The 11,429-nt window shown below is 29.4% G+C and carries 11 protein-coding genes; 8 read left to right on the top strand and 3 right to left on the bottom strand.

Annotated features, from left to right (window positions below; translation table 11 throughout):
• The 6 genes from VJ881_06120 to VJ881_06095 form a co-directional block, all read left to right on the top strand.
• Window positions 1-339, top strand: a 339-nt coding sequence (locus VJ881_06120) for an SAM-dependent methyltransferase (GenBank protein ID HKL75625.1), incomplete at its 5' end; no start/stop codon positions are given.
• 27 nt (window positions 340-366) lie between these two features.
• A complete protein-coding gene (locus VJ881_06115; protein ID HKL75624.1) occupies window positions 367-1,233 on the top strand; it encodes an NAD(+)/NADH kinase in 867 nt (288 codons plus the stop codon).
• 14 nt (window positions 1,234-1,247) lie between these two features.
• Window positions 1,248-1,700: an arginine repressor gene (gene argR, locus VJ881_06110; protein ID HKL75623.1), complete on the top strand. Its 453-nt coding sequence runs from the start codon at window positions 1,248-1,250 to the stop codon at window positions 1,698-1,700.
• Entirely contained in the window at window positions 1,701-3,395 is a 1,695-nt protein-coding gene (recN, locus tag VJ881_06105; GenBank protein ID HKL75622.1) for a DNA repair protein RecN, read from the top strand.
• A 25-nt stretch (window positions 3,396-3,420) separates the two neighbouring features.
• Window positions 3,421-4,194 carry a sporulation transcription factor Spo0A gene (gene spo0A, locus VJ881_06100; GenBank protein ID HKL75621.1) on the top strand — a complete coding sequence of 258 codons (774 nt, stop codon included), beginning with the start codon at window positions 3,421-3,423 and terminating at the stop codon, window positions 4,192-4,194.
• A 29-nt stretch (window positions 4,195-4,223) separates the two neighbouring features.
• Entirely contained in the window at window positions 4,224-5,021 is a 798-nt protein-coding gene (locus VJ881_06095; GenBank protein ID HKL75620.1) for a helix-turn-helix domain-containing protein, read from the top strand.
• A gap of 59 nt (window positions 5,022-5,080) precedes the next feature.
• On the opposite strand, the gene pepV is transcribed toward VJ881_06095, so the two are convergent.
• From pepV to arcA, 3 genes are all read right to left on the bottom strand, one after another.
• Window positions 5,081-6,415, bottom strand: a complete 1,335-nt coding sequence (pepV, locus tag VJ881_06090) for a dipeptidase PepV (protein HKL75619.1) — start codon at window positions 6,413-6,415, stop codon at window positions 5,081-5,083.
• Window positions 6,416-6,521: 106 nt separating this feature from the next.
• Window positions 6,522-7,922, bottom strand: a complete 1,401-nt coding sequence (locus VJ881_06085; protein ID HKL75618.1) for a YfcC family protein — start codon at window positions 7,920-7,922, stop codon at window positions 6,522-6,524.
• A 45-nt stretch (window positions 7,923-7,967) separates the two neighbouring features.
• Window positions 7,968-9,200 (bottom strand): arginine deiminase, encoded by a 1,233-nt coding sequence (gene arcA, locus VJ881_06080; GenBank protein HKL75617.1) that lies wholly within the window; start codon window positions 9,198-9,200, stop codon window positions 7,968-7,970.
• A gap of 308 nt (window positions 9,201-9,508) precedes the next feature.
• Here arcA and argF point away from each other — a divergent pair, with 308 nt between their 5' ends.
• Window positions 9,509-10,507, top strand: coding sequence for an ornithine carbamoyltransferase (argF, locus tag VJ881_06075; protein HKL75616.1), 999 nt, complete (start codon window positions 9,509-9,511; stop codon window positions 10,505-10,507).
• A 68-nt stretch (window positions 10,508-10,575) separates the two neighbouring features.
• A partial coding sequence (arcC, locus tag VJ881_06070; protein ID HKL75615.1) for a carbamate kinase occupies window positions 10,576-11,429 on the top strand: 854 nt, incomplete at its 3' end.

Below are 11,429 nucleotides of genomic sequence, written 5' to 3'. Positions count from 1 at the left end.
AAATTGATAATACCACAAGCTCTTAAATTTCTTTCTAAAAATGGAGAATTTGTAGCTTTAGTAAAACCTCAATTTGAAGCTGGCAGGGAAAGAGTAGGAAAAAATGGTCTTGTAAAAGATAAAAATGTGCATATAGATATTATAAATGAAATTAGTAATTTTATTGATGGACTGGAATTATATTTGAAGGATTTGGATTTTTCTCCGGTTACAGGTTCCAGTAGTAAAAATATTGAATTTTTAATATATTTGCAAAATAATAATGAAGATAATAATTTGAAATTATGGAAAGATAAGATTGATAAAGTTGTAAATGAAGCTCATAAAAATCATAAATAAGTGCTTGCAAAGGAGGCGATTAAGCTATTGAAAAAGATAGGTCTGGTTATTAATACAGAAAAAAATAGAGTAGTAGATATTGGACAAAAAGCATTAGATCTTTTTAGCAAAAAAAACATTGATTATTATATTGAAGAGAATTCAGCATACAAATTAAAATTAAACCCTAAAAAACACAAAATAGCCAATTATAGTCGTCTCAGAGAAAAAGCAGATATTATTATACTTTTTGGAGGAGATGGAACTTTTCTTCATACAGCCCATCATTTCATAGGTACAGATATTCCTCTTTTAGGTGTAAATTTAGGTAGTCTTGGTTTTATGACAGAAATTGAAGTAAAGCAATTTGAATCAGCTTTAGAAAGAATAGTGACTCATGATTATTATATAGAAAAAAGAATGATGTTAGAATCAAAAGTTTATAGAGATAATAATGAAGTTTTTCATAGTCATTCTTTAAATGATATTGTTATAAATCGAGCAGCAAATGCTAGATTAATTGATATTGATCTTTATATAAACAATGAATTAGTTAATTCATATAATGGAGATGGTCTTATTATATCTACTCCAACAGGTTCTACTGCCTACTCTCTTTCAGCAGGTGGGCCAATTATAAATCCAAAAACAGAAGCCATTTTAATAACTCCTATCTGCCCTCATAGTTTGCATGTAAGACCAATGGTAATAGGTTCCTGGGAAAAAATTAAAGTTATTGTAAATTCTGATGAAAGTCATATGAAGGTTAATTCTGATGGTCATTATAATTATGATCTAAAAGATGAAGATGAATTATTAATTAAAAAATCGAAAAAAAATATTTCGATGATAAAGTTTCCTGAAAAGACTTTTTATTCTACCTTACGTAAAAAAATGAGAGTAGGATTAACATAATGGGAGGTGAGGTTTTGAAAAGTAAAAGGCATTTAAAAATATTAAATTTAATAAAAAAAGAAGATATTGGAACCCAGCAGGAATTAGTTGCTAGATTGCATGAAGCTGGTATAGAAGTTACTCAGGCTACTGTTTCCCGGGATATTAAAAAACTGGGTTTGATCAAAGTTCCTGATGGTCATGGTGGCTATAAATATTCCTTATCTTCAAAAAGATCTAAAGGTGATGTCCAGGATTGGATGAAAAAAATGATTCAGGATTTTGTAGTTGAAATGAATTATAGTGAAAATATTATAGTATTAAAAACATTACTTGGCACAGCCAGTGGTCTTGGAGCTGCTATAGATAATTCTAAATGGGAAAAAATATTAGGAACTGTTGCAGGTGATGATACAATACTTCTTGTAGTAAAAGATAGAAAATATACAGAAGAAGTTTTCAATAAAATCAAGGAGTTGTTAGGATAAATGCTTTTAGACCTTAAAGTTAAAAACTTTGCACTTATAGAAAAATTAGAAATAAATTTTAAAAAAGGTCTTAATGTATTAACCGGTGAAACTGGAGCAGGTAAATCGATAATTATAGGTGCTTTAGAAATGTTATTAGGTGGTAGAGCTTCAAGAGAAGTAATTAGAAATGGTAAAGACAAAGCTTATATTGAAGCAGTATATGAACCTGAAAAACTTGATTTAATAAATAACAAATTGGAAGAATATGGTATAGAACCTGACGAAGATATTTTACTTTTATCAAGAGAAATAAAAAGAACTGGTAGAAATCGAAGTAGAATTAATGGACAATTAGCTACTTTAAGTATGGTAAGTAATGTAAGTAGTTATTTAGTGGACATTCATGGACAGCATGAACACCAATCATTACTTGATGTAAAATTACACTTAGATTTTCTCGATGATTTTATTGGTGAAAAAATAATTTCATTAAAAGAAAAAGTAACTAATAAATATAATGAAATAAAAAATATCAATAAAAAACTTCAAGAAATGGAAATCGATGAAGGAGAAAAGGCTCGAGAATTAGATCTTTTAGAATTTCAAATTAATGAAATAGAAAATGCAAATTTAAAAACTGGTGAATTCAAAAAATTGGAAAAAGAATATAAAAAATTAAGTAATGCTGAAGATATTTTTGCAACAACTGGAATGATATATAATGATATAAATGGTGATGATTTTAATAATAATGGAATTTTGGATAAAATTGGACATTTTATGACAGAATTAGATTCTCTAAAAGAATATGATGATAAACTTGATAGCTTTCATTCTCAAATGGAAAATATTTATTATACATTACAGGATTTAGGTTATGAAATTCGTGAATATAATGAGAATCTTGATTTTGATAAAAAAAGATTAAAAGAAATTGAAGATAGATTGGATACTATTAATAATTTAAAGAAAAAATATGGAGAAACAATTGAAGAAATACTTGAATATAATCAAAAAATGAAAAAAAGGCGTAATGAATTAGTATCCCAGGAAGATTTAATCAATGAATTAAAGGAAAAAAGAAAAAATATCAAAGCTGAATACTATAATAAGGCAGAAGAGTTGTCTAAAATCAGAAAAAATTCTGCTAAAAATTTAGAAGAAAAAATAAAGGATGAATTAACAGATTTAGCAATGGAAGATGTATTATTTAAAGTTAAGTTTGAAGAAAAAGACCTAGCAGGTGATGGTATTGATGATATTGAATTTATGATTTCTCCCAATCCAGGAGAAGACTTGAAACCACTTGCCAAAATTGCTTCTGGAGGAGAATTATCAAGAATTATGCTTGCTTTCAAAAAAATCATAGCTGAAATCGATAAAGTAGATACTCTTATTTTTGATGAGGTTGATAGTGGAGTCGGAGGTAAAACTGCTCAAAAAATGGCTGAAAAGTTAGCTGTTATTGGAAGTAAAAGGCAGGTTATCTGTATAACTCATTTGCCACAAATAGCAAGTATGAGCGATAACCATTTTTACATTAATAAAACTGCTGAAAATGGAAAAACATATACAAATATTAATAAACTCAATGGGGAAGAAAAACCGAAGGAATTGGCAAGAATGCTAGGTGGGGTTAAAATGACAGATACAACACTAGATCATGCTGAAGAAATGATAAAACTAGCTGAAAAGAAAAAGAAAGAGATTTAATAGATTAATTGAGGGGGATATTAAAATGGCTGAAGATGTTGAAGTTTTATTAGTTGACGATAATAAGGAATTTTGTAATTTATTAAAGGATTATATAGAAAATGTTGATGAATTTAAAGTAGTTGGATTGGCGCATAATGGGAATGAAGGTTTAGAAAAAATTGAAGAATTAGAACCAGATGTATTAATCTTGGATTTGATTATGCCTCATCTGGATGGTATTGGAGTAATGGAAGAAATGAATGAAATGTCTTTATCTGAAAATATAAAAACAATAGTATTGACAGCTTTTGGACAGGAAGATATTACAAAAAGAGTAGTGGATTTAGGTGCAGATTATTATATAATGAAACCATTTGATTTGGAAAAATTAGTGGATAGAATTAAACAGATGATGAATAATAATTTAGAAGAAACTGAAGATATAATAATGAGTGGTGAAAATAATCAAAATATTGAGGTTCGTATCACTAAAATTTTACATAAACTAGGGGTTCCTGCTCATATTAAAGGTTATCTGTATTTAAGAGAAGCAATAGAATCAGTAATTAAAAATGTTGAATTATTAGGAGCTATTACAAAAGAACTATATCCAGAAGTAGCTGAAACTTTTAATACTACTGCCAGTCGAGTGGAAAGGGCAATAAGACATGCGATTGAAGTTGCCTGGAAAAGAGGAAATGAAGAAGAATTAAAGAAGTATTTTGAAAACACAATTTCTAATGATAGTAAACCAACTAATTCACAATTTATTGCCAGGATAGCAGATGAATTACGTTTAAAAATTAAAGATAATTAATGTTCTTGTAATTTTTAGGAGGTTATAGTTTGCTTAAAAATAAAGAAAAGATTTTAGAAACTTTAAATGAATTTGGTTTTAGTAAATATGAAGCAAAAGCCTATCTTGCTCTTTTACAAAAATCTGATATAAGTGCCTATGAGATTAGTAAAATGTCTACAGTTCCTCAATCTAAAATATATGAAACAGTAAAAAAATTAACTTCTAAAGGTTTAGCTGTAGCAAAAGGATCCAATCCAGTTAAATATTCTCCTTTACCTATTGATGAGTTTCTAAAAAGATATAAAAATAATATGGAGAAATCGATAGATTTTTTAAAAGATAGTCTTCATGATATAAATCCCCAACCTTCTATTGACTATATGTGGCATTTAGAAGAAAAGGATGAAATTTTAAATAAAGCAAAAAAAATGATAAAAAATGCAGAAGAAAAAATAAGTTTGGAAATATGGGATGAACAATTTAAATTATTAAAAAATGAATTAAAAGAAGCTGAAAAAAAAGGTATAGAAATAATTATAATATATTATGGTGATAAATTAGAAGATATTGGTGAAATGTATTTTCATGAAATGGAAGGAATGCATGATTCGGCAGATCAGGTGGGACAATGGTTAACCCTTAATGTAGATGGAAAAGAATCACTTTTTGTAACTTTTAAAGAAATAGAAGCTCAAGCTGTTTGGACCCAAAATAAAAGCTTTATGTTATTAGCAGAAACTATGATTGCTCATGATATTTATATTGCAGAATTATATAATGAATTTAGAGATGAGATAAACAAAAAGTTTGGAAGGAATTTAAAAGAATTGCGTAATAGGTTATAAAAACTTAAATTATTAAATTAGGGCATAAAAAGGATAAAACCTTAATATGCCCCAATTTTTTATTTACTTAATTTATATATAGCTTTGCTATATACTTTTGCACATTTAATTAATGAATCAGTTTTAATATATTCATTTGCCTGATGTTCTACTTTTTTCTGACCAGGGAATACAGGGCCAAAAGCAACGCAATTTTCTATTGCTCTTGCATAAGTTGCTCCTCCACTTGTTAAAGGGGAAGGATCAAGCTTAGTTTCTTCTTTATAAACTTTACTTAGAGTTTTAATTAAAAAGTGGTCTTTTGGAACATAAAGCGAATCAAGATAATCATACTCTTCATATTCTAGATTATACTCTTTAGCTATTTTCTTTATCTTATTTACTATTTTTTCTTTATTTTTAGTAACAGGAATTCTTATATCAAAAGATAATTCCTGTTTTTGATCATTAAGAGCTATTTTTCCTAAATTAATTGTTAATTTTCCGGATGGTTTATCTGAACAGTCTCCAAAAATATTTTTACCATGATGGTCATTAGCAATGATTTCATTAATAAATTGTAAACTTTCATTTTTTATATTACTTTGTACTAATGCTTCAGTTAGTCTGGTTATTGCATTTTTTCCTTCATAAGGTTTTGAAGCATGAGCTCCTTTACCCAAAACTGTTATTTTATCATTTTCTTTATGGTATTCATAATCAAGTTTATCTAAGTTTTCAGCAATCAAATCAGCTTTATTGCTTTTATATATAATTTTATCAGGGACAGCGTTAAAAGCGTTGCCACCTTTTAGCTTTATAGAACTAGCTGTATCAGATGTTAGTTTAAATTGTAATAAACCCTTTTCAGCATGGATCATAGGAAAACTTGAGTCAGGAGTAAATCCCATATCTGGTTTTTCTTCATTTTTTAAATATTTATCAATACTTCTCCAAAGATTTTCTTCATCAACCCCAAAGATAAATCTTATTCTTTTATTAAACTTTAAATTTGAATCCATTAATGCCTTTACTGCATAAAGAGCAGAAACTATAGGACCTTTATCATCTACACTTCCTCTACCATATAAGTTACCATTTTTTTCAGTTAACTCAAAAGGAGGGGAATTCCAATTATTAATATCCCCAGCTGGAACAACATCTAAGTGTCCTAATATTCCTATTAATTCATCTCCAGAACCAATTTCAGCATAGCCATAATACCCATTACCATAATAAGTTTCAAAACCTAATTTTTCAAATATATTTAAAGTATTTTTTAAACAATCATCAATTTTTTTACCAAAAGGATAATTTTCATTATTTTCATCAAGAATACTTTCATAAGAAACTAATTTTTTTAGAGTTTCTATCATTTCTTCTTCATAATTTTTGATTTTGTTTTCTAAATTCATTTATAAAAATCCTCCCTCTTTTTATCTTGTATATATCAAATAATTAACTGATATGAGAATTATCCCATATCAGTTAATTTTATTATTTATATTTTTTGTAGTAATTTTATATAATAACTCCAAGTGACAGCATTATAGAAGTAAATACAAATACTATCAATAAAAATTTCCAAACATGTTTTAACCATTTTCCATAATTTAATCTTGCTATTGCAAGAGCTCCCATTACTACTCCACTGGTAGGAGTAACTAAGTTTACAATTCCGCTGGCTGATTGGTAAGCTGTTACAACCAATTCACGACCAACATTTGCAAAATCACCTAATGGGGCCAGAATTGGCATGGATAATGTCGCCAGACCGGAAGTGGAAGGAATTAAAAAAGACATTGGAATATAGAATACGTAAGTTAATAATGTAAAGGAAAGTGAACTTAATCCAGATAGCATACTTTCTCCATAATGAAGAACAGTACCAGAAATATTACCATTATTCATAACTACAGTAATACCTCTAGACACAGCTACAATTAAGGCAACTCCCAATAAATCTCTAGCACCATCTACAAAAGAGCTTACAATTTTCTTTTCCTTCATTCCTCCAACAAAACCTATGGATATTGCTCCAACTAAAAACAGACCGGTTAATTCACCAAACCACCACCAGAGTGTTGGAACAGCATGTATTCCCAGATCTTCAAATGGAATTACGCCAAATATCATAATTCCAAAAGTCAAAGCAAAAATAGCTAATATTAATTTTCTTCTTCCAGTGAGTTCAGGGAATTCTTCCTGATCTGTTTTATGAAGAAAGTGTTTTTTGTTTTCTTCTCTTTGATTATATACAAGTGAATTTTCAGGATTTTGTTTTACTTTTTTAGCATAATTCATAGTAAAACCAATTGCTAATGCCTCACCTAAAAATAATATTAATAATCTAAGTCCTATTCCACTACCGAGTGAAATTTTTGCGAATCCAGAAGCAATACCGGTAGCAAACGGGTTAACAGTAGATCCTAAAACTCCCATACCAGCTCCTAATAAAATAACAGATACTGCGGTTACAGTGTCATAACCAGCTGCAATGAAGATGGGGATTATTAGTGGATAGAAAGCTATAGTTTCTTCAGCCATTCCATAAGTACTTCCACCTATCCCAAATAAAATCATTAAAATAGGTATCATCCATCTTTCTTTACCCTGTAATGCTTCAGTTACTGCGGCTATTCCAGCGTCAATAGCTCCACTTTCCATAGTAACACCTAAAAAACCTCCGATTACAATAATGAAGAGAGCTACATCAACTGCATCATAAAAACCTTTAACAGGAGCCATAATTACATCAAATACCCCTTGAGGGTTTTCCTCTACAGTATGATAAGTACCTGGTACAGGTTTATCATTTTCCATTTCATATTCTCCTGCTGGTACAAACCAGGTCATGGCAGCCACAACTATAATTATTATAAAGAGAATAGTATAGGCACTTGGCATTTTAAATTTACTCATTTTTATACCTCCAAATATGTGTTATATATTTTAGTATTATTATAATTATTTAAGGTTTTCTCTATATAAAGGCATACTCATACATCTAGGACCTCCACGGCCTCTTGATAATTCAGAACTTGGTATTACATGAGTTTTAATTCCATGTTCCTGAAGTATTTTATTTGTTACGTAATTTCTGGAATAAACAACAACTTCTCCAGGTGAGATAGCAAGTGTATTTGAACCATCATTCCATTGTTCTCTACCACCAGCAATTTTATCTCCACCTGCACATCTTATTAAAGTTACCTCATTTAGGCCAAGATATTTTTTGAGGATATCTTCTAATGTATGTTTTTCTTTGGATATGTTAATACTACCATCATTATTTTTACTAAGAGAGAAAACTTTTAGTGGACCTTCAATTTCGGCATGAATTGTAAATTTATCTCTATCTACCATAGTAAATACAGTATCAAGATGCATAAATGCTCTCTTTGGTGGGATTTGAATAGCCAGTATTGTTTCAAAAGGTTGTTCAGTAGCAAAGATTTTTCTAGCTACTTTTTCAATAGAAGCAGATTCTGTTCTTTGTGAAATACCAAAAGCAAGAACTTTATCACTTAATATTAATTCATCTCCACCCTCAATAGAAGTATTATCATAACGATCAAAGAACATAGGTATATCAGCATCTTTAAATTCTGGATGATATTTAAAAATGTATTCACCAAAAATAGTTTCTCTATTTCTAGTTTCTGTTTTCATGTGATTAAGAGATACTCCATTTCCAATTGTTGCAAATGGATCACGGGTAAAATAAAGGTTTGGCATTGGATCTAAAACAAAAGGATAGTTTTCATTAACTAAATCATATAATGATACTTTTTTATAGTTTGTTAGATCTTTTTTGCGAACTCCAGCCATCATAGTATCAATTAGTTCTTTTTCATCCATATCTGCAAAATATTTTTTAAGAGTATATCTTTCTTTTTCACTAATTACTCTACCTTCATCTAAAAATTGATTAATAAATTTTTCTCGTACTGAAGGATCCTCTATTGCTTCAGCAACAAGTTTCTCAAGATAAAATACTTCAACTCCATTATCTCTCAAAACATCAGCAAACGCATCATGTTCTTCTCGAGCAATTTTCAAATAGGGAATATCATCAAATAATAATCTTTCTAGAAGATCAGGTGTAAGATTTTCGATTTCTTTGCCTGGACGATGTAAAAGTACTTTTTTAAGATTGCCTATTTCTGAAGTAACATTAATTGTTGAATCTTTTTTCATTTAAATACACTCCTTATTTTGATTTTTTAAGTCTTTTTATATAAATTTAAATTTATGAAACTAAATGAATAAATATAGTAACTACCTCAGTAGTTAACTTTGACTTCAAGTATAGTATAAATCTAATAGAATAATTTGTCAAGGAGTAGAAGGAAATAAATTAAATTTTTCACAAACAATTTAAAAAAATTCTTGACAAATTATCTTTTAACAATTATACTTTTATTAGAAATGATAACCACTAAGGTTGTTAATGATTTATTTGCCTTTAAGGCAAAAAATATAATATATCTAGGGGGAATAAAAAAATGGCTTACAATTTAAAAGGAAGAAACTTTTTGACTCTTAAGGATTACACAAAAGAAGAAATTAATTATTTATTAGATCTTTCAGAGGATCTAAAAGTAAAGAAAAGAACTGGTGTAAAAGGAAATGCATTAGAAGGAAAGAATATTGCATTACTTTTTGAAAAACCTTCTACTAGAACTCGCTGTGCATTTTCAGTTGGTGCAAAAGATGAAGGTGGAATGCCAGAATTTTTAGGTAAAAATGATATTCAATTTGGTAAAAAAGAAACAGTAGCTGATACTGCTAGAGTATTAGGTAGAATGTTTGAAGGTATTCAATTTAGAGGTTATGACCATGAAACAGCTGAAATTCTTGGTGAAAATGCAGGTGTTCCAGTTTGGAATGGTTTAACTGATAAATATCATCCAACTCAAATACTTGGAGATTTCATGACAATCAAAGAAAATTTTGGACAGTTAGAAGGAATTAATTTGGTTTATGTTGGTGATGGTAGAAATAATATGGCTAACTCATTAATGATTGGTTCAGCTATTATGGGTCTTAATTATACTATTGTTTCTCCTGAAGAGTTATGGCCAGAAGATGAATTAGTTGAAGAATGTAAAGAAATGGCTAAAAAATCTGGAGCAACTATCAACATTACTTCTGATCCAGTTGAAGGTGTAAAAGGGGCAGATGCCATTTACACTGATGTTTGGGTATCAATGGGTGAAGAAGAGCAATTTGAAAAAAGAATTAATATGTTGAAACCTTATCAGGTTAATATGGAAATGATTAATAATACTGAAAATGAAGACGTTATCTTCTTACACTGTCTTCCTGCCTATCATAACACAGATACTGAAAATGGCCAGAAAATTTATGAAGAATATGGTGTAGAGGAAATGGAAGTTACTGATGAAGTGTTTGAAAGTAAGTATTCTAGAGTTTTTGATGAAGCAGAAAATAGAATGCACACAATTAAAGCTGTAATGGTAGCTACACTTGGTAATCAGTAATACTTAACAAATTATTAGACAATAATAAAATAATATATAATTAAAATGTTATAAGGAGTGTTTTATTTATGTCAAGAATGGTAATTGCTTTAGGAGGAAATGCTTTAGGTAAAACTCCAGCAGAGCAAAGAGAAGCAGTTAAAGGTACTGCTAATTCAATAGTTGATCTTATAGAAGATGGTCATGAAATTGTATTAGCTCATGGTAATGGACCACAGGTTGGTATGATTAATCTTGCTTTTGAAGTTTCAGCCAATAGTGGAGAAGGTACTCCAGAAATGCCTTTTCCAGAATGTGGAGCAATGAGTCAGGGTTATATTGGCTATCATCTGCAAAATGCAATTGGAGAAGAATTAAAAGATAGAAATATTGATCGTTCAGTTTCTACTATTATAAGTCAGGTAGTAGTGGATGAAGATGATCAGGCATTTGAAAACCCATCCAAACCTGTAGGTAGTTTTTATAATGAAGAAGAAGCTAAACGACTTGAAGAAGAAAAAGGATATAATATGATTGAAGACTCTGGAAGAGGTTATAGAAGAGTTGTACCAAGTCCTATTCCAGTAGATATAGAGGAAAAAGAAATAATTAGTGATTTAGTTGATGATGGTCAGGTAGTCATTTCCTGTGGAGGTGGCGGTATTCCGGTAGTTAGAGAAGGTAATTCTTTAAAAGGGGTACCTGCTGTTATTGATAAAGACTTTGCAAGTGAAAAACTAGCTGAATTAGTAGATGCTGATCTTTTAGTTATTTTAACAGCTGTTGAACAGGTTGCTCTCAATTTTGGAGAAGAAAATGAAGAATGGTTATCTGAAATGGATACTGAAACAGCTCAAAAATATATAGAAGAAGGTCATTTTGCTCCTGGAAGTATGCTTCCAAAAGTAAAAGCAGCTATGAAATTTGTAGAAGGTAATGATGA

This window comes from Halanaerobiales bacterium (assembly GCA_035270125.1).
Taxonomy (GTDB): Bacteria; Bacillota; Halanaerobiia; order Halanaerobiales; family DATFIM01; genus DATFIM01.
This window is presented reverse-complemented; position numbering and strand designations above follow the sequence as displayed.

What these genes read in the sequence shown, in the direction of transcription:
- recN (HKL75622.1), top strand. Translation starts at nt 1,701, where the DNA reads ATGCTTTTAGACCTTAAAGTTAAAAACTTTGCACTTATAGAAAAATTA.
- spo0A (HKL75621.1), top strand. Translation starts at nt 3,421, where the DNA reads ATGGCTGAAGATGTTGAAGTTTTATTAGTTGACGATAATAAGGAATTT.
- pepV (HKL75619.1), bottom strand. Translation starts at nt 6,415, where the DNA reads ATGAATTTAGAAAACAAAATCAAAAATTATGAAGAAGAAATGATAGAA.
- VJ881_06085 (HKL75618.1), bottom strand. Translation starts at nt 7,922, where the DNA reads ATGAGTAAATTTAAAATGCCAAGTGCCTATACTATTCTCTTTATAATA.
- arcA (HKL75617.1), bottom strand. Translation starts at nt 9,200, where the DNA reads ATGAAAAAAGATTCAACAATTAATGTTACTTCAGAAATAGGCAATCTT.
- argF (HKL75616.1), top strand. Translation starts at nt 9,509, where the DNA reads ATGGCTTACAATTTAAAAGGAAGAAACTTTTTGACTCTTAAGGATTAC.